The sequence below is a fragment of the Klebsiella sp. Q11 genome, assembly GCF_964241505.1.
Classification (GTDB): domain Bacteria; phylum Pseudomonadota; class Gammaproteobacteria; order Enterobacterales; family Enterobacteriaceae; genus Klebsiella; species Klebsiella michiganensis.
Genome location: NZ_CAXSXW010000010.1, coordinates 197202 through 219988 on the forward strand (window position 1 = coordinate 197202; position 22787 = coordinate 219988).

Sequence of the window (22787 nt, forward strand, 5' to 3'; positions counted from 1 at the left end):
TTAACCTTGATAAATTCCCCGCCAGCGGATAATTCTGGTTCCCGGACGCTCTTGTGACGTTCACCGGTTTCCCTCAGCCACGATGCCGGCAGCGAAAAAATGATACGCTGCCGTATCCCTGATACTGTGCATTATACTTATGAAGGTTTCATTTCAGTTTAAGCTGTTCATTTCGCTGGTCGCTTTTTTCTCAGTGCTGTTTGCGCTGCTGGGCGTGTATTACTATTTCGACGCCAGCCATCAGCTTTATCAGGAAATGAGCGCCCGCGCGAAAATACAGGCAGAAGAAATCGCGCTGATGCCGGATTTACGTCAGCAGGTGGCGCGTGAAGACGCGCTGGCGATAAAGCCTTTTATGCAAAATATCGCCGCCCACAGCGACGCCAGTTTTATCGTCATTGGCGATAAGCGGGGCGTGCATCTGTTTCACTCTGTCCATCCGGAGTGGGTCGGCACGCGGCTGGTTGGCGGCGATAACCAGCCGGTACTTGAGGGGAAAAGCACGACCACCATCCGCAAAGGAGGACTCGGTATTTCCCTGCGCAGCAAAGCGCCCATTTTCGATGACGCGGGTCGGGTCGTTGGCATTGTCTCCGTCGGCTATCTCACCAGCTATCTCGACAGCATTACGCTGGCAAAAGTCATCAATATCTTCATCGCCGCGGTGCTGCTGCTTATCGCGCTGTTTATCTTCTCCTGGTACTTCACCCGCAGCATTAAGAAACAAATTTTCTCGCTGGAGCCGCGCGAAATCGGCCTGCTGGTGCGTCAGCAAAAAGCGATGATGGAGTCGATATACGAAGGGGTGATTGTGATTGACCATCACCGGCGTATTGAAGTGATAAACCACGCCGCCCGCAGCCTGCTCGGACTGAGCCAGCCCGCGCACCAGCTGCGCGGTAAGTCTATCGATAGCGTCATTACGCCGCAGCCGTTTTTCGCCGGCGGAGAGATGTTCGAAAGCGATACCCACGACGAGCTGTGCCGTTTTAATCAGCTGACGGTACTCGCCAGCCGGGTGCGAATCATGCTGGAGAATGCGCTCCAGGGCTGGGTGATCACCTTCCGCGACCGCGATGAAATCAACTCCCTGAGCGCCCAGCTCAGCCAGGTAAAACGCTACGTTGATAATCTGCGCATCATGCGCCATGAACAGCTCAACCGGATGACGACCCTCTCCGGCCTGCTGCATATGGGCCACTATGATGAGGCGATTCGCTATATTCAGGCGCAGTCGGAGCATGCCCAGGAGCTGCTGGACTTTATTTCATCGCACTTTAATTCGCCGACGCTGTGCGGCCTGCTGCTGGGTAAAGCCGCCCGCGCGCGGGAAAAAGGGGTTGAGCTGAGCTTTGACCCGGCCTGCCGCATCGACCGCCCGCTGCCGTCGTTGATGGAGTCCGAGCTTATCTCTATCATCGGTAATCTGCTGGATAACGCCATTGAAGCCACCCAGCGCGCTGAACTGCCGCACGAACCGGTCGAGATCCTGATTCAGCTCAACGCCCGGGAATTAATGATTGAAGTCGCCGATCGCGGCGTCGGTATTCGTCCGGAGATCCGCGAGCATATATTTGAGCGCGGCGTCACCACCAAAACCCGCGGCGATCACGGTATTGGACTGTATCTTATTGAGCGCTACGTTACCCAGGCTGGCGGCACGATTGAAGTGGCCGACAACGCGCCGCGCGGGGCGATTTTCACGCTGTTTATTCCCGCCAGCGGGCCAGCCCATCCGCAAGAAGAGACGCACTATGCATCATGACCTGGTCGATGTCCTGATCGTTGAAGATGAAAGCGAACTGGCGCGGCTGCACGCCGAGCTTATCCAGAAACACCCGCGCATGCGGCTGACCGGCACGGCGGCCTCTCTCGCCCAGGCGCGGCAGATACTCAACGCCAGACCGCCGCAGCTGGTGCTGCTGGATAACTACCTGCCGGACGGCAAAGGGGTCACCCTGATGAACGACCCTATTATGGCCCATGCTAACTGCTCGGTGATCTTTATCACCGCCGCCAGCGATATGGAAACCTGTAGCCAGGCAATCCGCAACGGCGCCTTCGACTACATTCTTAAGCCGGTATCATGGAAGCGCCTGAGCCAGTCCCTTGAACGGTTCGTGCAGTTCTACGATCAGCAGCGCGAATGGAAGATCGTCGACCAGCAGAACGTGGATTCGCTGTATCAGCTGCAGGCTAAAAACTACCGAGCCGATAGCGGCAGTAAAGGCATTGAAGAAAAAACGCTGGCGCTGGTGCAGAGCCTGTTTACCGGCGAAGAAGAGCGCTGCTTTTCGGTTGATGACGTGGTGAACGAGGCTGGCTTGAGCAAAACCACTGCTCGTCGCTATCTGGAGCACTGCGTGGAAATCGGCTTTCTGGAGGTGGAAATGCTGTACGGCAAGATTGGCCATCCGCGGCGTATGTACCGCCGCGCCGCCGGCGCATCGTGACGCCTCTCCCGCCCGGGAGAGGCCGGTCGTTCAGAAGCCGCGCTGCTCTTTAATCAGCTCCCAGGCTTTCTGGATCTCCTGCGCTTTCTGCTTAGCCATCTCCATCATTTCCGGCGGTAGCCCTTTCGCCACCAGCTTATCCGGATGGTGCTCGCTCATCAGCTTACGATAGGCGCGCTTGACGGTGGCGGCATCGTCGGTCGCTTTGACGCCCAGCACATTGCAGGCATCTTCAAGGGTTGGCCCGCGCTGCGCCTGCTGCCAGCCGGCGTTGCCGCCGCGCTGGCCGTAAGATTGCTGCTGCGAACCGCCGCCAAACTGCGCCCCGCCCTGCATCATGCGCAGGAACTGTTCGAACTGAGCGCGGGAGATGCCCAGCTCGTCGGCAATCACAAACAGCACGTCACGTTCGTTGGGATGCAGTTCGCCGTCGGCGAAAGCCGCCTGCAGCTGAATTTCCAGAAACATCCGAATTAAATCAAAACGCCCAAAGCAGACGCTGCGCAGCTGGCGCATTTTCTCCCGCAGCGGGTAATCATCTGATTTCCCTACGCGAAACGCGTGCTGGGCCGCGGTACGCGCTTCGCCGTGCAGGTTCATGCGATCCATCAGCAAATTGGCGACCTGAATATCGACTTCGGTAACGCGCCCTTTCGATTTGGTCAGATGCCCCATCACTTCAAACGTCGTCGAGAAAAACAGCGACTGGCGCTCCTGCTGATTGGCAAAGACGTTCAGCCGGCGGCTGCGCGCGCGGTCAAACATATGCCCGATTAAGAAGCCCAGCACCACGCCCCAAAAGCCGCCGCCCATCATCAACGCAACCGCAACGCCAATTATTTTACCCAAATACTGCATAGACTCCCCAATCTCTCTGCCGCCAGTTAAGCTATATCTGACCGCACGTTACAAAGCGTTTACGCCTCGGTCAATTGTGGGACATAGCCTATAATTTGCTTTATCATACTCGTCATTCTACACGGTGCCTAACGCTCGGGCTCGAAACGGGCAGGATTAACACTAGCGCGATTTAGACGAGTACGTTAGGCTCTGACCGTTTGCAAGCCGCTGCCACACGATGACGGAACAACAAATACAACGTATGAAAAAACGTATTCCCAGCCTCCTGGCCACCATGATTGCCAGCGCCTTGTATAGCCAGCAGGGCCTCGCTGCCGATCTCGCCACGCAGTGTATGCTTGGCGTACCAAGCTACAATCGTCCTTTGGTTGAAGGGAAACCCAACGACCTGCCGGTGACGATCGATGCCGATCATGCGAAAGGCAACTATCCTGATAACGCCGTATTTACCGGCAACGTTGATATCAATCAGGGGAACAGCCGACTGCAGGCCGATGAAGTGCAGCTTCATCAGCAGCAGGCCGCGGGCCAGCCGCAGCCGGTGCGCACGGTCGACGCCCTCGGCAACGTTCACTATGATGACAATCAGGTGATCCTCAAAGGGCCGAAAGCCTGGTCGAATCTGAACACCAAAGATACCAACGTCTGGCAGGGCGATTACCAAATGGTTGGCCGTCAGGGGCGCGGTACCGCTGACCTGATGAAACAGCGCGGTGAAAACCGCTATACCATCTTAGAAAACGGCAGCTTCACCTCCTGTCTGCCGGGCTCTGACACCTGGAGCGTGGTCGGCAGTGAAGTCATCCACGACCGCGAAGAACAGGTCGCTGAGATCTGGAACGCCCGCTTCAAGCTCGGTTCCGTACCGATTTTTTATAGTCCCTACCTGCAGCTGCCGGTGGGCGACAAGCGTCGTTCGGGCTTCCTGATCCCCAACGCCAAATACAGCACCAAAAACGGCGTCGAGTTCTATCTTCCTTACTACTGGAACATCGCCCCGAACTTCGACGCCACGCTGACGCCGCACTATATGAGCAAGCGCGGCGGCGTCATGTGGGAGAACGAATTCCGCTATCTGACCAAAGCAGGAACCGGCCTAATCGAGTTCGACTACCTGCCTTCGGATAAAATTTACCAGGACGATCACTCCGGCGACAGTAATAGCCGCCGCTGGCTGTTCTACTGGAACCATTCTGGCGTCGTAGACCAGGTGTGGCGCTTCAACGCCGACTATACCAAAGTCAGCGACCCGGACTACTTTAACGACTTCAGCTCTAAATACGGTTCCAGTACCGATGGCTACGCGACGCAGAAGCTCAGCGCCGGCTACGCGAATCAGAACTTTGACGCCACCGTATCGACCAAGCAGTTCCAGGTCTTTAACCGCGACTCAAGCAACGCCTATTCCGCCGAGCCGCAGCTGGACGTGAACTACTACCAGAACGATGTCGGCCCGTTTGATACCCATCTTTATGGCCAGGCGGTGCATTTTGTTAACTCGAACAGCAGAATGCCGGAAGCAACGCGCGTTCACTTCGAGCCAACCATCAATCTGCCGCTGTCTAACGGCTGGGGAAGCATCAATACTGAGGCAAAACTGCTGGCAACCCATTACCAGCAAAGCAACCTTGATGACTACAACGCGGCCAACGGTACCGATTACAAAGACTCCGTTAACCGCGTCATGCCGCAGTTTAAAGTCGATGGTAAAATGGTTTTCGAGCGCGATATGCAGGAGAACTATACCCAGACGCTTGAACCGCGGATGCAGTATCTGTATATCCCCTATCGTGACCAGAGCAAGATCGGCAGCTACGACTCAACCCTGCTGCAGTCGGACTATAGCGGCCTGTTCCGCGACCGTACCTATAGCGGCCTCGACCGTATCGCTTCCGCCAACCAGGTCTCCACCGGCGTCACATCTCGCGTTTATGATGCCGCCGCCGTTGAACGTTTTAATATTTCCGTTGGTCAAATCTACTATTTCACCGAGGCACGTACCGGTGACGACAACATCAACTGGGAGAACAACGACACGCGAGGTTCACTGGTATGGGCTGGCGATACCTACTGGCGCATCGCCGATGACTGGGGTTTACGCGGGGGAATTCAGTACGATACGCGTCTGGATAACGTCGCAACCGGCAGCGGAACCGTGGAATATCGTCGCGACGAAAACCGTTTAGTACAACTTAACTATCGTTATGCGAGCCCGGAATACATTCAGGCGACCCTGCCGTCTTATTCCACCGCTAAGCAGTACAAAGATGGTATCTCGCAGGTGGGGATGACCGCCAGCTGGCCAATCGTCGATCGTTGGGCAGTCGTCGGCGCGTATTACTACGACACGAATACCAGAAAGTCAGCGAACCAGATGTTAGGGGTTCAGTATAGCTCCTGCTGCTACGCTATCCGCGTCGGCTATGAACGTAAGATCAACGGCTGGGATAACAGCAGCAGCGAAAGCAAATACGACAACACCTTCGGCTTTAACATTGAGCTGCGCGGCCTGAGCTCCAACTACGGTCTCGGCACCCAGCAGATGCTGCGTTCGAACATTTTACCGTACCAGAGCTCCCTGTGATGTGGCTGGTTTACACGTAATCCGCAATTGCGGTTAATTGAAATGGAAAAAGTATGAAGAACTGGAAAACGCTGCTTCTCGGTATCGCCATGATCGCGAATACCAGTTTCGCTGCCCCACAGGTTGTCGATAAAGTAGCGGCTGTCGTCAATAATGGCGTTGTTCTTGAAAGCGACGTCGATGGCTTGATGCAATCGGTAAAACTGAACGCCGGCCAGGCCGGGCAGCAGCTGCCGGATGACGCCACCCTGCGTCATCAGATCCTTGAGCGTCTGATCATGGACCAGATTGTCCTGCAGATGGGCCAGAAAATGGGCGTGAAGATCTCTGACGATCAGCTCGACCAGGCCATCGCCAACATCGCCAAACAAAACAACATGACCATGGATCAGATGCGCAGCCGTCTGGCCTATGACGGTATCAACTACAGCACCTACCGTAATCAGATTCGTAAAGAGATGCTGATTTCGGAAGTACGTAACAACGAAGTCCGTCGTCGTATCACCGTTCTGCCGCAGGAAGTTGAAACCCTGGCCAAACAGATTGGCGATCAGAACGACGCCAGCACCGAGCTGAATCTCAGCCACATACTGATCCCGCTGCCGGAAAACCCAACGTCCGAGCAGGTGGCCGAGGCTCAGGATCAGGCCAATTCAGTGGTTCAGCAGGCGCGCAGCGGCGCGGACTTTGGCAAACTGGCTATCACCTACTCTGCCGACCAGCAGGCGCTGAAAGGCGGCCAGATGGGCTGGGGCCGGATTCAGGAACTGCCGGGCATCTTCGCCCAGGCGCTGAGCACCGCGAAAAAAGGCGATATCGTCGGCCCGATACGTTCCGGCGTGGGCTTCCATATCCTGAAAATTAACGATATGCGCGGCGGCAGCCAGAACATCTCCGTGACCGAAGTTCACGCTCGCCATATCCTGCTGAAACCGTCGCCGATCATGAACGACGATCAGGCTCGGGCGAAGCTGGAGCAGATCGCGGCGGATATTAAGAGTGGAAAAACCACCTTTGCCAAAGCGGCAAAAGAGTTCTCTGAAGATCCGGGCTCTGCCAACCAGGGCGGTGATTTAGGCTGGGCGACGCCGGATATCTTCGATCCGGCCTTCCGCGACGCCATTCTGCGCCTCAATAAAGGCCAGACCAGCGCTCCGGTTCACTCCTCCTTCGGCTGGCACCTGATTGAGCTGCTGGATACCCGCAACGTCGACAGAACCGACGCCGCGCAGAAAGATCGCGCTTACCGCATGCTGATGAACCGTAAGTTCTCTGAAGAAGCGGCGACCTGGATGCAGGAACAGCGCGCCAGCGCCTACGTGAAGGTTCTGAGCAACTAATTGCATTAGCCTCATACACAACATCGCTCAGGGTGTATCGAGGCGGCTGAGCAAATCGCCCCGGTCTCTGACGGGGGCGACGAAGCGCAGCCAGTAAGAGACCGCCTGAAGGATGACGTGTATGAATCGAGTTGTTATCACTCCCGGTGAACCCGCCGGGATTGGCCCCGACCTCGTTGTGCAGCTTGCGCAGCGCGACTGGCCGGTAGAGCTGGTGATCTGCGCCGATGGCGCTCTGCTGTCTGACCGGGCGAACCTGCTCGGTCTTCCTTTATCGCTTCTGCCTTACAACCCCACCGCTCCCGCTACGCCGCAGCGTGCAGGCACCCTGACCCTTCTCCCCGTCGCGCTCAACGCGCCGGTTGAACCGGGCGTGCTCAACGTCAGCAACGGCAGCTACGTGGTGGAAACGCTGGCCCGCGCCTGCGATGGCTGCCTGAACGGCGAATTCGCCGCGCTGATTACCGGGCCGGTGCACAAGGGCATTATTAACGATGCGGGGATCGCCTTTACCGGTCATACCGAGTTCTTTGAAGAGCGCTCGCAGGCCAGTAAAGTGGTGATGATGCTGGCGACCGAAGCGCTGCGCGTGGCGCTGGTGACCACTCACCTGCCGCTAAAAGCGATAAGCGATGCGATTACCCCTGAGCTGCTGCGGGAAATCATCACTATCCTGGATCACGATCTGCGCACCAAATTTGGTATCAGCAACCCGCACGTGCTGGTTTGCGGCCTGAACCCGCACGCGGGCGAAGGCGGCCATATGGGGACGGAAGAGATCGATACCATCATTCCGGTGCTCGAAGAGATGCGCGCGAAGGGGATGAATCTCAGCGGCCCGCTGCCGGCGGATACCCTGTTTCAGCCGAAATACCTCGACCATGCCGATGCGGTACTCGCGATGTATCACGATCAGGGCCTGCCCGTGCTAAAATACCAGGGCTTTGGCCGCGGCGTGAACATTACGCTCGGTTTACCATTTATTCGCACTTCCGTTGACCACGGCACCGCGCTTGAACTTGCGGGCCAGGGGAAAGCGGAAGTCGGCAGTTTTATCACGGCGCTTAATCTCGCCATTAAAATGATTGTTAATACTCAATGAATAATCGAGTCCATCAGGGCCACTTAGCCCGTAAACGCTTCGGGCAAAACTTTCTCAACGATCAGTTTGTGATCGACAGCATTGTCTCGGCCATCAATCCACAAAAAGGCCAGGCGATTGTTGAAATCGGCCCCGGCCTCGCCGCGCTGACCGAACCGGTCGGTGAACGCCTCGACCAGCTCACCGTTATCGAGCTGGACCGCGACCTGGCCGCTCGTCTGCAGACGCATCCGTTCCTCGGACCTAAGCTGACGATTTATCAGCAGGACGCGATGACCATGAACTTCGGCGAGCTGTCGCAGAGCATGGGCCAGCCGCTGCGCGTATTCGGCAACCTGCCGTACAACATCTCGACCCCGCTGATGTTCCATCTGTTCAGCTATACTGATGCCATTGCCGATATGCACTTTATGCTGCAAAAAGAGGTCGTCAATCGCCTGGTTGCCGGGCCGAACAGTAAGGCGTATGGTCGGTTAAGCGTAATGGCGCAGTACTACTGCCAGATCATTCCGGTGCTTGAAGTTCCGCCGAGCGCCTTTACGCCGCCGCCTAAAGTCGATTCCGCCGTGGTGCGTCTGGTGCCTTACCGCACGCTGCCGCATCCGGTGAAAGAAGTGCGCGTACTGAGCCGTATCACGACGGAAGCCTTTAACCAGCGTCGGAAAACGATCCGCAACAGTCTCGGCAACCTGTTCAGCGTTGAGGTTCTGACCGAACTGGGCATCGATCCGGCGAAGCGCGCAGAGAATATTTCCGTAGCGCAGTACTGTCAGCTAGCTAACTGGTTATCTGAGAACGCGCCCACCAAGGAGAGCTAACCATGATTAATTCGCCCCGAGTTTGTGTACAGGTGCAAAGCGTCTACATCGAATCGCAATCTTCTCCGCAAGAAGAGCGCTACGTCTTCGCTTATACCGTGACCATTCGCAATTTGGGGCGGACGCAGGTTCAGCTTCTTGGCCGCTACTGGCTTATCACCAACGGCCACGGTCGTGAGACCGAAGTCCAGGGTGAAGGCGTGGTCGGCGAGCAGCCGCATATTCCGGCCGGCGGCGAATATCAATATACCAGCGGCGCGGTCATTGAAACGCCGCTGGGCACCATGCAGGGACATTATGCGATGATCGATGTGAACGGCGCGCCGTTCACCATCGAAATCCCTGTTTTCCGTCTCGCAGTACCCACTCTCATCCATTAAAACATGTCTACATACCTTATTGGCGACGTTCACGGTTGCTACGATGAACTGATCGCATTATTAGAGCAGGTGGAGTTTAACCCTGAGACTGATACGCTGTGGCTCACGGGCGACCTGGTCGCGCGCGGCCCCGGTTCGCTCGAAGTACTGCGTTTCGTGAAACAGCTTGGCGATAGCGTACGCCTCGTTCTGGGCAATCATGACCTGCACCTGCTGGCGGTCTTTGCGGGCATTAGCCGCAATAAACCCAAAGATCGGCTGAAATCGCTGCTTGAGGCGCCGGATGCCGACGATCTGCTCAACTGGCTGCGTCGTCAGCCGATGATGCAAATCGATGAAGAGAAAAAGCTGGTCATGGCCCATGCCGGGATCACCCCGCAGTGGGATCTGGAAACCGCCAAACAGTGCGCCCGCGATGTGGAAGCCGTACTTGCCAGCGACTCCTATCCGTTCTTCCTCGATGCGATGTACGGCGATATGCCGAACAACTGGAGCAACGAACTCAGCGGCCTGGCGCGCCTGCGCTTTATCTCCAACGCCTTTACCCGCATGCGCTACTGCTTCCCGAACGGGCAGCTGGATATGTACGCCAAGGAGGCGCCGGAAAACGCGCCCGCGCCGCTCAAGCCGTGGTTTGCTATTCCCGGGCCGGTGGCCAGCGAGTACAGCATTGCCTTCGGTCATTGGGCTTCGCTGGAAGGGAAAGGCACGCCGGAAGGGATTTACGCGCTGGATACCGGCTGCTGCTGGGGCGGCGATCTGACCTGCCTGCGCTGGGAAGATAAAACGTACTTCACGCAGCGATCGAACCGGCAGAGCAATCTTGATGAAGGCGAGGCGATCGCCTCCTGAAGAGAGTCACCCCGGTGAGCGAACGTCACCGGGGAAAACCTTAGCGGCGCTCCAGAATCTCGAAGCAGTAGCTATGGGAATTCTGCGCATCGGCATCGTGGAACTCGCTGAATACCGACTCCCACTCATCCGGATCGTAATCCGGGAAGTGGGTATCCCCTTCCACTTCCGCATCAATATGGGTCAGATAGAGCTTGTGCGCTTTCGGCAGGAACTGCTCGTACACGCGTCCGCCGCCGATCACCATCATCTCTTCCACGTCGCCGCAGGCGGCAATGGCTTCATCTACCGATTTGACCCACTGCACGCGATCGTCGGTGCCGGGCTGGCTGCTAATCACGATATTTTTACGCCCCGGTAACGGACGACCGATGGATTCCCAGGTAAGACGTCCCATCACTACCGGTTTGTTTAAGGTATTGCGCTTAAACCAGGCGAGATCGGCAGGCAGATTCCATGGCATGGCGTTTTCCATACCAATGACGCGATCTACCGCTAACGCCGCAATCAGACTGATCATTGAATAATTCCCGAATGCAAAAAATTGTCGCCACTATACGGAAAGCGTAATACTTCGTCGACTGGGCGAAGAGTAAAGAATCAGAAAATTTTAAGATTTGCTGGCGAGCCCACGTAAGCCCCGTGAGCCGCCAGGCAGGATTTAAATTGAAAACAAAATGTTACTTGTAAAGCTAACGTAACACCCTGAATTCTCCCTTATGCCGAGGGCTTATTTTGCGGCTCATCGGCGATGTCACCGGTATGCCGTCCCTCTTCCGTTCCTTGCCAGCCGTGACGCTGAACCAGCGATAAATGATTGCGGTCTTCGTTGATAATGCCGGTCAGCATATCGCTGGTGCGCTTGAATACCGCCACCCGGGAAGCCGCGTCGTTTTCCGCCATCGCCACCATCTCTTCCACCATTTGCAGATTGAAACGGCGGAACAGATCGGCCCGTTCGCGGGCCTCGTAGGCGCCCAGGCCCAGCGCCTCCAGCGTCATGCGTCCGGACTTCAGCGCCGCTTCGAAGGTTTCACGCTCCGGCGCTTCGACCCCGGCCTGGCGCAGCTTGATGTAATGATCGACATCGCGGGCGCGGGAGATGATCTGCAGATGCGGGAAATGCTCTTTTGCCAGCTCCGCCAGCTGCAGGTTCGTCTGCGGATCGTCGATGGCGTTAATCAGCACTTCCGCCTTTTCCGCCCCCGCCGACTCCAGCAGGTCCACCCGCGTCGCATCGCCGTAGAACACCTTCATATCAAATTTACGCAGGGTGTCGACGTGGTCAGGATCGTGATCGAGAATCACCATCTTCACCCCGCTGGAGAGCAGTACGCGGCCGGCGATCTGCCCGTAACGGCCAAAGCCGGCGATAATCACCCGCGGCTGCTCTTCGTCAATTTCATCGGCTTCGCGCTCCTGGCCGCTGGCGGATTTCTCCAGGCGGGTCAGCAGCACCAGCAGGATTGGCGTGGCCGCCATTGATAGCGCCACCGCGAGGGTCAGCGCCTTCGCCCATTCGCCGTCCAGGACATCGGCCATCTGCGCCGCGCCGAAGACCACAAAGGCGAATTCGCTCCCCTGCCCCAGCAGCACCGCAAACCAGCGGCGCTGGGCGCGCGGAACGCCTAACGGCCGGGCGATCAGCCACAGCATCAGGGATTTAATCACCAGGAATCCCACCAGCAGAATCAGGATCCGCAGCGGATGGGTCACCAGGGTACCGAAGTCGATAGACATCCCGACGCCAATAAAAAACAGCCCCAGCAGCAGGCCCTTAAACGGTTCAATATCGCTCTCCAGGGCGTGGCGGTACTCCGAGCTCGCCAGCAGCACGCCGGCGAGGAAGGCCCCCATCGCCATCGACAGCCCGACCTCTTCCAGCAGCAGCCCGAAGCCAAACACCAGGAACAGCGCCACGGCGCTGAAGACTTCACGCAGGCCGGAGCGCGCGACAAAACGCAGCATCGGCCGGGTCAGATAGCGTCCGAGCGCCACCACCAGCGCCAGCGCGCCCGCCACTTTCAGGGCCGAGAGCGCAAACGCGCCCAGCGTCGTCGAGCCGCCGCTCGCCGCCAGCAGCGGGATCATCGCCACCAGAGGAATGGCCGCGATATCCTGGAACAGCAGCACCGCAAAGGCGCTGCGGCCCAGCTGGGTAACCGTCAGGTTACGTTCGTTCATCGCCTGCATAGCGATCGCCGTTGAGGAGAGCGCCAGGGTCATACCAATCAGCTCGGCAACCTGCCAGCGCAGACCCAGCGACATGCAGAACAGGCCAATCAGCACGCCACAGACGACCATCTGCAGCGCCCCGCCGCCGAACACCGAGGCGCGCAGTTTCCACAGCCTCTGGGGATCGAGCTCAAGACCGATAACGAAAAGCATCAGCACCACGCCGATTTCCGCGAAGTGCAAAATCGACTCGGCGTCGGTGACCAGCCGCAGCCCCCACGGGCCAATAATACAGCCGGCAATTAGGTAGCCGAGCACCGACCCCAGCCCAAGGCGTACGGCAATCGGCACGATCAGCGCGGCGGATCCTAAATAGATCAGCGCCTGTATCAGCGTATGGCTATCCATTATTGTGCGCCTCCTGCCATTCGATTAAACGTTGACGGTAGTGGCGCGCCTGCGCCTGAAGGGTTTCGTCATCGCAGATAAAAGTGCAATGCATCGCGAACGGCGGCAGCCATTTCATGCCGCAATACAGCGCGGTCGCCTGCAGCGGCTGCGCCAGGACGTCGAAACCGGGAAAGGAACCAATATCAAAGTGGCTTTCGCCGCCGCCGGTGGTCACCGCCCACATCAGCGATTTACCGCGCAGCGCGATACCGTTGTGCCCGTATGCCCAGCCGTGCGCCAGCACTTTGTCCATCCACAGCTTGAGCAGCGGCGGCACGCTGTACCACTGCATCGGATGCTGCCAGATGACCAGATCGGCACGGGCCAGCGCCGCCTGCTCGGCAGCGATATCGATATTGAAATCGGGGTAAAGTTGATAGAGAGAGCGTATCTCGACGCCGTCAAGCGTCCCTGCCTGCTCAAGCATCCGCTTATTCGCATGCGAGTGCTGCGGATAAGGGTGCGCATAAATTATGAGGATCATTGATTAGCCTGCGTTAGCTCTTGTTGTAATCAGCAAGAGTGTAGACAGTTAATCGAACCGCTTACAGTGATAAGTGTGATTTATCTCTCGTTCAGGGCGAGGATCGGTCAGGCAGGCGTGACCCCGCGGTACGGGGCCGTGGATAACGCTTAGTTATCCAGTTCGTCCATGGACTTAACCTGATCGCGATTGATCTGCTCGGTGCGGCCGGTTTCCGCGTTTTTGTAGGACACCAGGCCGGTGTCGTCATCCACCTGCGGTTTGCCATCGGTGACAATGGTTTTTCCGTCGGTCGTTTTTAGCGACTGATTAGATGAACAGCCGGCCACGGTGAAAAGTGCGGCAGCGGCGAAGATAGCAGCGGTGAGGGGCTTGTTGTGCATGGTGTTTCTCTCCCGTTATTAAGAGCCTATCCCATTAGGACTATTTCACTTGCCATTTTGGACCTGGGCAGTGCTCGAAATCCTCACGTACTACGTGTACGCTCCGGTTTCTCCGCGCTGTCCGTATCCAAACTGGCTGCGCCAATAACGCCTACTGGGATAGGCTCTAAGTCATATTCATTATCACCCTAACCACTTTAGGCTAGCTGACTGTCCGGCGAGAGAAAACCAGAACTCTCCGAAGTGGCCTGTTAACGCCGATCCCCCTGTTTTTGTTCGACGTTCAGCGCCGCGGGGAGCGTCACTTTATTCCGCCCAGGCTTATCGTCACGCAAAAAAAAGCGCCTCCGGCGTGGCCACCGGAGGCGCTTTTACTGGCAGATAATATTACTTTTTAATCTGCGCGTGCATTTCCTGCACCGAGGTCACTTTTTCCATCGCATTGGCATTCAGCGCCATTGCGGTCGCGAAACCGCCGTTCAGCGTGGTGTCGTAGTGCACTTTGTATTGCAGGGCGCTGCGGCGAATCAGCTTGGAGTCTTCAATCGCCTGGCGGCCCGCGGTGGTGTTGATGATGTAGGTGTATTCGCCATTCTTGATGCGGTCCTGAATGTGCGGACGGCCTTCATGCACCTTGTTCACCAGACGCGGGTTGATGCCGGCTTCGCCCAGCACAATCGCGGTACCGTGGGTCGCATCCAGCTCGAAACCAAACTTCAGCAGTTTTGCCGCCAGATCCACCACGCGCTCTTTGTCGCCTTCGCGAACGGAGAGCAGCGCGCGTCCCTGTTTCTTCATCGTCGAGTTGCTGCCCAGCTGCGCCTTGGCGAACGCTTCCGCGAAGGTGCGGCCTACGCCCATGACTTCACCGGTAGAGCGCATTTCTGGCCCTAACAGCGGGTCGACGCCCGGGAATTTGTTAAACGGCAGCACCACCTCTTTCACCGAATAGTACGGTGGGATGATCTCTTTCGTGACGCCCTGCTGAGCCAGCGTTTTGCCCGCCATCACGCGCGCCGCGACTTTTGCCAGCGGTACGCCGGTGGCTTTCGAGACGAACGGGACGGTACGCGCCGCGCGCGGGTTGACTTCAATCAGGTAGACTTCGTTGTTTTTGACCGCAAACTGCACGTTCATCAGGCCGCGCACCTGCAGCTCAAAGGCCAGCTTCTGCACCTGCTCGCGCATCACGTCCTGAATTTCCTGGCTCAGGGTGTAGGCCGGCAGCGAACACGCGGAGTCGCCGGAGTGCACGCCCGCCTGCTCAATATGCTCCATGATACCGCCAATCAGCACCATTTCGCCGTCGCAGATCGCATCGACGTCGACTTCAACCGCATCGTCAAGGAAGCGGTCCAGCAGCACCGGCGCATCGTTAGAGACGCTGACGGCGGTCTGGAAGTAGCGACGCAGGTCGATTTCGTCGTAGACGATTTCCATCGCGCGGCCGCCGAGAACGTAGGACGGACGCACCACCAGCGGGTAGCCAATCTCTTTCGCCTTTTCGACCGCCATTTCGATCGCGGTCACGGTGGCGTTCGCCGGCTGCTTCAGCTTCAGGCGGTCAACCGCGTGCTGGAAGCGCTCGCGGTCTTCCGCACGGTCGATAGCATCCGGGCTGGTGCCGATAACCGGCACGCCTGCCGCTTCCAGCGCGCGCGCCAGCTTCAGCGGCGTCTGGCCGCCGTACTGCACGATAACGCCTTTCGGCTTCTCAATGCGCACGATTTCCAGCACGTCTTCCAGCGTCACCGGCTCAAAGTAGAGGCGGTCGGAGGTGTCGTAGTCGGTAGAGACGGTTTCCGGGTTACAGTTGACCATAATGGTCTCGTAGCCGTCTTCGCGCAGCGCCAGGGAGGCATGGACGCAGCAGTAGTCGAACTCGATGCCCTGGCCGATACGGTTCGGGCCGCCGCCGAGCACCATGATTTTGTCGCGGTCAACGGACGGGTTGGCTTCGCACTCGTCTTCATAAGTGGAGTACATGTAGGCGGTGTCGGTAGCGAATTCCGCCGCGCAGGTATCCACGCGCTTGTAGACCGGGTGCAGGTCATACTGGTCGCGCAGCTTGCGGATTTCCGCTTCGCGCACGCCAGCCAGCTTCGCCAGACGCGCATCGGCAAAGCCTTTACGCTTGAGCTGACGCAGGAAGTCGGCGTCGAGGCCGGTAATACCGACTTCAGCCACTTTCTCTTCCAGACGCACCAGCTCTTCAATCTGCACCAGGAACCAGCGGTCGATATTGGTCAGGTTGAACACGCCATCAACGGAGAGGCCCGCGCGGAAAGCGTCAGCGATGTACCAGATACGCTCAGCGCCAGCATCTTTCAGCTCGCGGCGAATCTTGGTCAGCGCTTCCGGGTCATCGAGGCTCACTTTCGGGTCGAAACCGGTAGCGCCCACTTCCAGGCCGCGCAGCGCTTTCTGCAGGGACTCCTGCTGGGTACGGCCAATCGCCATCACTTCGCCCACCGACTTCATCTGGGTGGTCAGACGGTCGTTCGCGCCGACGAATTTTTCAAAGTTGAAGCGTGGGATTTTGGTCACGACGTAGTCGATGGACGGCTCAAACGACGCCGGGGTGCGGCCGCCGGTGATATCGTTCATCAGCTCATCAAGGGTGTAACCAACCGCCAGCTTCGCCGCCACTTTAGCGATCGGGAAGCCGGTGGCTTTCGAGGCCAGCGCCGAGGAGCGGGAGACGCGCGGGTTCATTTCGATAACGATCAGGCGACCATCTTTCGGGTTCACCGAGAACTGAACGTTGGAGCCGCCGGTTTCTACGCCGATTTCACGCAGTACCGCCATCGAGGCGTTACGCATGATTTGGTACTCTTTGTCGGTCAGGGTCTGCGCCGGCGCCACGGTGATGGAGTCGCCGGTGTGGATGCCCATCGCGTCGAAGTTTTCGATGGAGCAGACGATGATGCAGTTGTCGTTTTTATCACGCACCACTTCCATCTCGTACTCTTTCCAGCCGATCAGCGATTCATCAATCAGCAGCTCGTTGGTCGGCGAGAGATCCAGACCGCGTTCGCAGATCTCTTCGAACTCTTCGCGGTTGTAGGCGATACCGCCGCCGGTGCCGCCCATCGTAAAGGACGGACGGATGATGCACGGGAAGCCAACTTCAGCGGCAACCGCCAGCGCTTCTTCCATGGTATGCGCGATACCGGAACGCGCGGTATCGAGACCGATTTTCTTCATCGCCACGTCGAAACGGCGGCGGTCTTCGGCTTTATCAATCGCGTCGGCGGTCGCGCCAATCATGGTCACGCCGAACTCGGCCAGCACGCCCTGACGCTCCAGCTCCAGCGCGCAGTTCAGCGCCGTCTGGCCGCCCATGGTCGGCAGAACCGCATCCGGACGCTCTTTCTCAATGATCTTGCGCACCACTTCCCAGTGAATCGGCTCGATGTAGGTAGCATCGGCCATTTCCGGGTCGGTCATGATGGTGGCCGGGTTAGAGTTCACCAGAATGACGCGGTAGCCCTCTTCGCGCAGCGCTTTACACGCCTGGGCGCCGGAGTAGTCAAATTCACACGCCTGACCGATAACAATCGGGCCCGCGCCCAGAATCAGGATGCTTTTTATATCTGTACGTTTTGGCATTGCTTTCTTCTCCGAAGAACCTGTTTATGGTCGTCGCGAGCGATGGGTAGACAAGGAAAAAATTTGTGAGAAAGCGCAGTTTACAAAACGTAAATGAGCATTTTGAACAAATTTTTAACGCCGTATTCCCGAGCACAGCAGAACATAAACAGGTTCTGATTATTTCGCGGACTGACGGTAGAGCTTAATTAACTCGATAAAATGGTCGAACAGCGGTGCGGCATCGTGCGGGCCGGGGCTCGCCTCCGGATGCCCCTGGAAGCTGAACGCCGGTTTATCGGTACGGTGAATCCCCTGCAGGGTGCCGTCGAACAGCGACTTGTGGGTCACGCGCAGGTGGGCGGGCATAGACGCCTCATCCACCGCAAAGCCGTGGTTCTGCGCGGTGATCATCACCACGTTGTTATCAATATCTTTTACCGGATGGTTGCCGCCGTGGTGGCCGAACTTCATCTTCACGGTCTTCGCGCCGCTCGCCAGAGCCAGCAGCTGGTGGCCGAGGCAGATGCCGAATACCGGAATATCGGTCTCCAGGAACTTCTCAATCGCTGCGATAGCGTAGTCGCAGGGCGCCGGGTCGCCGGGACCGTTAGACAGGAAGATACCGTCCGGATTCATCTTCAGCACCTCTTCAGCGGAGGTCTTTGCCGGCACCACCGTCAGACGGCAGCCGCGATCGACCAGCATGCGCAGGATGTTGCGCTTGGCGCCGAAATCGTAGGCCACCACGTGGAACGGCAGCTCGCTTTCCGCTTTGGCTTCCGGCAGGTCGCCCGCCAGCGTCCAGCTCCCCTGCGTCCAGCTGTAGGTTTCTGCGGTGGTCACTTCCTTCGCCAGATCCATGCCGTTGAGGCCCGGGAACGCTTTCGCTTTTTCCAGCGCCAGCTGCGCATCCGGGCTATCGCCGGCGATGATGCAGCCGTTCTGCGCGCCTTTTTCGCGCAGCAGGCGGGTCAGCTTACGGGTATCGATATCGGCAATCGCCACGATATTGTGGCGCTTCAGATAAGAAGAGAGGTCTTCGGTATTGCGGAAGTTGCTGGCAATCAGCGGCAGATCGCGAATGACCAGACCCTGCGCATGTACCTGAGAAGATTCTTCATCGGCGGCATTGGTGCCGACGTTGCCGATATGGGGATAAGTTAGAGTGACGATTTGGCGGGAATAGGAAGGATCAGTGAGGATTTCTTGATAACCGGTCATTGAAGTATTGAAAACGACTTCCCCAACCGCCGTGCCGGTAGCCCCAATGGCCCGACCGTGAAACTGGGTTCCGTCTTCCAGAACCAATAGCGCTGACTTAATCAAAACACCCTCCAGAGAATATCCACTCACTTTATTTGCATATTAATTCATAACGTAGATCTGAATCAATGCAAATCTGTTGCCCGCAGAATTTTGGCAAACGGCGGCATTCTGGAGAGATGGCGGATAAAAGTCAACTTAAAGCGGATATTTTTAATCTTGTTTCAGGCCACTATTCAGCAATACCTGTCTTAACGGGCAAAAAGATCACCTAACTCGCCCGGGAAAACGCTTGCGGAGGAGGATGTTTGTAAAATCGCCGGGCAGGGATTGAAAAAGTAGACCAGATGGTCAAAATTTACAATAAAACAACAAAAATAAGGCGGATAAGATAGTATTTTTCAGGCCTGGCGATAAAAAATCGATTAAACGCCAAAAATAAAAAAGGGCAATAAAACATTGCCCCTTGCAATCAATTACTTATTGAAAGCAATAACCACATCACGATGGGTAATAATCGTTATAAAGAGTTCAATTCAAGCACATCACGCATATCAAAAAGACCGTTTTTCTTTCCTTTTAGCCATAAAGCGGAACGAACGGCACCATTTGCAAAAGTCATTCGGCTGGAAGCCTTATGGCTGATTTCAATACGTTCGCCGATATCCGCAAACATCGCCGTATGTTCGCCGACGATATCCCCGGCGCGCACGGTCGCAAAGCCGATGGTGCCGGGAACGCGTTCGCCGGTATAGCCTTCGCGACTGTAGACCGCACACGCTTTCAGATCTTTATCCAGGGCTCCGGCAATCGCCTCGCCCATCGCCAGCGCCGTACCCGATGGCGCGTCGACTTTGTGACGATGATGCGCTTCGATAATCTCAATATCGGTATAGTCGCCCATCACCTTCGCCGCCTTTTCCAGCAGCTTAAGCATCACGTTGACGCCGACGCTGAAGTTGGCGGCAAACACGATGGCGATCTCCTGCGAAGCGTCGCGAATCGCCTGCTTCCCGGCGTCGTCAAAGCCGGTGGTGCCGATAACCATGCCTTTGCCGTGTTGACGGCAAAACGCAAGATGGGCCAGCGTGCCTTCCGGGCGGGTAAAATCGATGAAAACGTCAAAATCGTCTTTTACCGCCTCAAGGCTGCTTTGCACCACCACCCCTGACCTGCCCGCGCCCGCCAGCTCGCCCGCATCGCTGCCGAGCAGCGAGGAACCTTCGCGCTCCAGCGCCGCGCCAAGCGCCGCGCCGTCCATCTGCTGTACCGCCTGAATTAACTGGCGTCCCATCCGGCCGCCCGCGCCCGCGATGGCCACGCGGATTTGTGCATCATGCATAGCTATTCTCTTTTGTTAACACTACGTAAATTGTTTTCAGAGTAACCAGCCCAACGATGAGCCGCTACTCAAAAACACCGATAATTAGAAATTTATGACAAACTGCCGCCGATATCAGTAAAAACTATAAGATTGTGCCGGGAATTTGCCGTGGAGTAGTGAGAAGCGAGGAGCGCGCGCAGTCCGCAACCCCGGCCCGGCCCTGTATGGCCAATCCGGGGAATACGGCGACAGAAAAGCAGCGATTAGTGCAGGAACAGCTCGCCGGCCGGGAAACCGGACAGGAACCAGGTGACCGCCAGCAGGTCGGCGCTGCCGCCCGGGCTAAGGTGGCGAATAATCAGCTCATCATCCAGCCGGCGCAGCGCGTCCATCCCGCCGTCGGACAGCACCCCGCCTTCCCACAGCAGCTTTTGCGCCTGCTGCTGCACAAAATTGAGCCCTTCCAGCCCGCCGCGCGACACCAGATTGGTATCGTCATTCCAGGCCATCAGGTGCAGCAGAGTCTGCAGTAACGCCAGATTGGTATCGCCGGTGTCCGCCATAACGCGATTGAAGACCGGCATCGCCTGAGTGCGCACGGTGCGAAAGCCGCTTTCCGCTTCGCCTCTGGCGCCGGAGAGCCCGTAGCGCAGGAAATGCCCTTCGCCTTTACTGACCTTCATTCCTTCTGGAGAGGAGAGCTCGCGCCCGACCAGGCCGCGGCAGAAGCGGGCCACCCGATCGCAAACCCGGTGCTGTTCAACCGGCTCCCCTCTGGCCACCAGCCTTCCCGCCGCCGCGCAGAGCAGGCCAAAAGCGAAGATCGCGCCGCGATGGGTATTCACCCCGCCGGTAGCCTCCAGCATATCCGTCTCGCACGCCATGCCCACCGGACGCAGCATCGTCAATACCTGCTCCGGCGTGATATTGGCCGTGTCGTGGCCCATAATGAAAAACTTCTCCATCCATGGCGCGACAGCCGCCGTGCTGGCCTCAAAAGAGGCCAGATCCATATCCCGATGCGCGCCGGCGTTACGAATATCCACCAGGCCCGGTTTCGGCGTCAGGCGGACTTCGGTCAGCAGCGCCCGTTCCACGCGAGAAACCATCTCCTCCGCCGTCACCGTTTGACGGCTCAACGGGCGACGCTGGCTTATCATCACTTCGCTCATGCCTTTCTCCTCAGCGCGTTTAACCGGCGCTTTTAACCTGATGAATGACATCAATCACTGACCCGTCGCGATAGCGCACCACGGCCACCACCCGATCGGTGAAGGCGATCGGGTCAGGCTTGCCGGTCAACAGTTCGGCGCGCTGCTGCAGCTCTTCAATGGTCAGCAGCGGGATACCCGCGTTACGCAGGTTATCAATCAGGTCCTGACGCGCCGGGTTGACGGCGATACCGTGATCGGTGACCAGCACATCCACGCTGGCGCCCGGCGTCACGCGAGTCAGCACCTTCTCCACCACGCACGGGATGCGCCCACGCACCAGCGGCGCGGTGATAATGGTTAAATCCGCGCCCGCCGCCGTATCGCTGTGGCCGCCGGACGCGCCGCGCAGCACGCCGTTGGAGCCGGTCATCACGTTAACGTTGAATCCGGTATCGATCTCCAGCGCGCTCAGCATCACCACGTTCAGGCGTTCGCAGGAGACGCCTTTCGAGCCGGGATTGGCGTACTGATTAGCGGAAATTTCGATATGGTTAGGGTTATTGGCCAGCGAACGCGCGGCATCGCCGTCAAAAGACTGGGTATCCAGCAGCGCTTTGATCAGCCCCTTTTCGTGCAGATCGACCATCGTGCCGGTGATCCCGCCCAGACCAAAGCTGGCGGTAATGTTGTTACGACGCATCTTATCTTCGAGGAAACGGGTCACCGCCAACGATGCGCCGCCGGTCCCCGTCTGCAAAGAGAAACCGTCTTTGAAATAACCAGAGTGTTCGATCACCTTCGCCGCCTGGCGGGCGATCAGCAGTTCGCGCGGGTTGCTGGTCAAACGGATCGCCCCGGCGGTGATTTTCGCCGGATCGCCGACCTCATCGACCTGCACGATCAGATCGACCCGATCCTGGGCGATGCTGGCCGGATAGTTTGGATAATCTACCCACTCTTCGGTGAGCAGCACCACGCATCCGGCGGCCTCGGCATCCACTCTGGCGTAGCCCAGCGATCCGCAGCGGGATTTACCGCTAAAGCCGTTGGCGTTGCCATACTCATCGCAGCACGGCACGCCGAGGAACGCCACATCAATGCGTAGCTCACCGGTTTGCACTAAATGCGCCCGGCCGCCGTGAGAGTGGATTTGTACCGGGTTTTCCATCAGGCCGGCGGAGATCGCTTCGCCCAGCTTACCGCGCAGACCCGAGGTGTAAATCTGGCGGATCACGCCATTCTTAATATGCTCAATCAGCGGCCAGTGGGCATCGATAAGCGAGCTTGAAGCCAGCGTCAGATCGCGAAAACCCATTTCAGCCAGCTTCGCCACCACCATATTGACCACCTTGTCGCCGCCGCGGAAGGCGTGGTGAAAAGAGATGGTCATGCCGTTTTGCAGCCCGGAACGGCGAATCGCCTCCTCCAGCGAGGCGCAGATTTTACGCTGCCGCTTTTCGCTTTCGCTGGCCAGCCACGGGCTCTGCGCCGTCACGCCCGCATAGGGTGCTAATCCTTCCGGCATCACGTACTGCTGATTAAGCATTGCTACGGTCTCTTTCATTATTTA

Annotated in this window: 18 protein-coding genes; 8 read left to right on the forward strand and 10 right to left on the reverse strand. The window is 57.6% G+C overall.

Going from position 1 to position 22787, the window contains the following annotated elements; translation table 11 throughout:
• The first annotated feature begins 139 nt into the window (after positions 1 to 139).
• Positions 140 to 1765, forward strand: coding sequence for a sensor histidine kinase (locus ACESQ2_RS18095; protein ID WP_014837388.1), 1626 nt, complete (start codon positions 140 to 142; stop codon positions 1763 to 1765).
• A complete protein-coding gene (locus ACESQ2_RS18100) occupies positions 1755 to 2453 on the forward strand; it encodes a response regulator (RefSeq protein ID WP_046877813.1) in 699 nt (232 codons plus the stop codon). The genes ACESQ2_RS18095 and ACESQ2_RS18100 overlap by 11 nt, the downstream gene beginning before the upstream one ends.
• 30 nt (positions 2454 to 2483) lie before the next feature.
• On the opposite strand, the gene djlA is transcribed toward ACESQ2_RS18100, so the two are convergent.
• Positions 2484 to 3311, reverse strand: a complete 828-nt coding sequence (gene djlA / locus ACESQ2_RS18105; RefSeq protein ID WP_224260307.1) for a co-chaperone DjlA — start codon at positions 3309 to 3311, stop codon at positions 2484 to 2486.
• 244 nt (positions 3312 to 3555) lie between these two features.
• Here djlA and lptD point away from each other — a divergent pair, with 244 nt between their 5' ends.
• From lptD to apaH, 6 genes are all read left to right on the forward strand, one after another.
• Positions 3556 to 5898, forward strand: coding sequence for an LPS assembly protein LptD (gene lptD / locus ACESQ2_RS18110; protein ID WP_014227893.1), 2343 nt, complete (start codon positions 3556 to 3558; stop codon positions 5896 to 5898).
• Positions 5899 to 5951: 53 nt separating this feature from the next.
• Positions 5952 to 7238 (forward strand): peptidylprolyl isomerase SurA, encoded by a 1287-nt coding sequence (surA, locus tag ACESQ2_RS18115; protein ID WP_004098530.1) that lies wholly within the window; start codon positions 5952 to 5954, stop codon positions 7236 to 7238.
• 121 nt (positions 7239 to 7359) lie between these two features.
• Positions 7360 to 8340 (forward strand): 4-hydroxythreonine-4-phosphate dehydrogenase PdxA, encoded by a 981-nt coding sequence (gene pdxA, locus ACESQ2_RS18120; RefSeq protein WP_014837386.1) that lies wholly within the window; start codon positions 7360 to 7362, stop codon positions 8338 to 8340.
• Positions 8337 to 9158 carry a 16S rRNA (adenine(1518)-N(6)/adenine(1519)-N(6))-dimethyltransferase RsmA gene (rsmA, locus tag ACESQ2_RS18125; RefSeq protein WP_004098527.1) on the forward strand — a complete coding sequence of 274 codons (822 nt, stop codon included), beginning with the start codon at positions 8337 to 8339 and terminating at the stop codon, positions 9156 to 9158. The genes pdxA and rsmA overlap by 4 nt, the downstream gene beginning before the upstream one ends.
• A gap of 2 nt (positions 9159 to 9160) precedes the next feature.
• On the forward strand, positions 9161 to 9538 hold the full coding sequence (apaG, locus tag ACESQ2_RS18130) for a Co2+/Mg2+ efflux protein ApaG (protein WP_004098526.1): 378 nt from the start codon (positions 9161 to 9163) through the stop codon (positions 9536 to 9538).
• A 3-nt stretch (positions 9539 to 9541) separates the two neighbouring features.
• Positions 9542 to 10390 (forward strand): bis(5'-nucleosyl)-tetraphosphatase (symmetrical) ApaH, encoded by an 849-nt coding sequence (gene apaH / locus ACESQ2_RS18135; protein WP_014227890.1) that lies wholly within the window; start codon positions 9542 to 9544, stop codon positions 10388 to 10390.
• A gap of 40 nt (positions 10391 to 10430) precedes the next feature.
• Here the strand turns inward: apaH and folA are convergent, their stop codons facing one another.
• The 9 genes from folA to citF all read right to left on the reverse strand — a co-directional run bounded on the left by folA (position 10431) and on the right by citF (position 22781).
• The gene (gene folA, locus ACESQ2_RS18140; RefSeq protein WP_004098524.1) at positions 10431 to 10910 is read right to left on the reverse strand and encodes a type 3 dihydrofolate reductase; all 480 of its coding nucleotides are present in this window, start codon (positions 10908 to 10910) and stop codon (positions 10431 to 10433) included.
• Between the two features lie 197 nt (positions 10911 to 11107).
• Positions 11108 to 12973 carry a glutathione-regulated potassium-efflux system protein KefC gene (gene kefC / locus ACESQ2_RS18145; RefSeq protein WP_014227889.1) on the reverse strand — a complete coding sequence of 622 codons (1866 nt, stop codon included), beginning with the start codon at positions 12971 to 12973 and terminating at the stop codon, positions 11108 to 11110.
• Entirely contained in the window at positions 12966 to 13499 is a 534-nt protein-coding gene (gene kefF / locus ACESQ2_RS18150; RefSeq protein ID WP_004098522.1) for a glutathione-regulated potassium-efflux system oxidoreductase KefF, read from the reverse strand. The genes kefC and kefF overlap by 8 nt, the downstream gene beginning before the upstream one ends.
• Positions 13500 to 13648: 149 nt before the next feature.
• Entirely contained in the window at positions 13649 to 13882 is a 234-nt protein-coding gene (locus ACESQ2_RS18155; RefSeq protein WP_014227888.1) for a YgdI/YgdR family lipoprotein, read from the reverse strand.
• 387 nt (positions 13883 to 14269) lie between these two features.
• Positions 14270 to 17494 (reverse strand): carbamoyl-phosphate synthase large subunit, encoded by a 3225-nt coding sequence (carB, locus tag ACESQ2_RS18160; protein WP_014837385.1) that lies wholly within the window; start codon positions 17492 to 17494, stop codon positions 14270 to 14272.
• 159 nt (positions 17495 to 17653) lie between these two features.
• Positions 17654 to 18802: a glutamine-hydrolyzing carbamoyl-phosphate synthase small subunit gene (gene carA / locus ACESQ2_RS18165; protein WP_373171052.1), complete on the reverse strand. Its 1149-nt coding sequence runs from the start codon at positions 18800 to 18802 to the stop codon at positions 17654 to 17656.
• 457 nt (positions 18803 to 19259) lie between these two features.
• Positions 19260 to 20081 (reverse strand): 4-hydroxy-tetrahydrodipicolinate reductase, encoded by an 822-nt coding sequence (gene dapB, locus ACESQ2_RS18170; RefSeq protein ID WP_004098517.1) that lies wholly within the window; start codon positions 20079 to 20081, stop codon positions 19260 to 19262.
• A gap of 245 nt (positions 20082 to 20326) precedes the next feature.
• Positions 20327 to 21172, reverse strand: coding sequence for a triphosphoribosyl-dephospho-CoA synthase CitG (gene citG, locus ACESQ2_RS18175; protein WP_373171056.1), 846 nt, complete (start codon positions 21170 to 21172; stop codon positions 20327 to 20329).
• Positions 21173 to 21254: 82 nt separating this feature from the next.
• Positions 21255 to 22781: a citrate lyase subunit alpha gene (gene citF / locus ACESQ2_RS18180; RefSeq protein ID WP_085520376.1), complete on the reverse strand. Its 1527-nt coding sequence runs from the start codon at positions 22779 to 22781 to the stop codon at positions 21255 to 21257.
• Between the last annotated feature and the right edge of the window lie 6 nt (positions 22782 to 22787).